The sequence below is a fragment of the Oleiphilus sp. HI0125 genome (assembly GCF_001635355.1).
Window position 1 is genome coordinate 1 of the sequence record NZ_LWGF01001156.1, and the last position, 760, is coordinate 760.

1 protein-coding gene is annotated in these 760 nt (G+C 44.9%); it reads right to left on the reverse strand.

Features of this window, described 5'->3' with window-relative positions:
* Positions 1–760: hypothetical protein (locus A3762_RS27850; protein ID WP_197469432.1), on the reverse strand; the 760-nt coding region annotated here is incomplete at both ends.

Genomic DNA, 760 nt, shown 5'->3' on the forward strand with positions numbered 1-760 from the left:
GATCGAGTCGATGTGAGCGTGATTCGGCATTGCGCCTAAATCCTCCGTCTTTTCCTTTAAAGGTTCGCAGGTGCAATTGCTCCACATCAGAAAAGTGATGCTGTGTCAAAGGTTGCCAATCACGGTTATGCTCTTTGTGTGAGGTAAACGCCTGACCTACTCGCAAGAGGTCGCACCATTTGAGTTGAACTAATTGCGTGGGTCTTCTTACGACAGCGACCATCAACTGACACGCCAGAATATTTCTCAGGCGAGTAAAGGACTTCGTGGTGGCAAATTCATTATCGAGCGCATGGAGTGTTTCGATTCGCAGTGCTTCTAAAAGATTATCACGCTCTATTTCACTGTACGCGCCAGTTGTTTCATCAAGGATATTTTTTGAGCTATCCCATCTGCCTAGATTTTCCTCTTTAACGAGGTCATAGAGCGGAATGAGGACTTCGCTACGATGTTCAGGGCTTCGCTGACAAAATGCGTACAATGTATATCTTACTTTCTTTTTATAGTCCGTGAGCGTTAGCCACCATGCATCAAATGTTGCTGGTTCTAAATACTGGCAAAGCGTTTTTAATATGGAGACATGAACATTCAGAGAGTTACAGGAGTAGTATTTGGCCGCGTGTGCAATCGCCAACCGAAGGTCGAGAAAAACGTCACTGTCCAACGTGTTCATCCACTCAAGATAAAGGGTTTTCTTGTAACCGAGCACCCATTCATCGGAAAAGAGGTCGAACTCATAGCCTTCCACTTTTGATTGAAA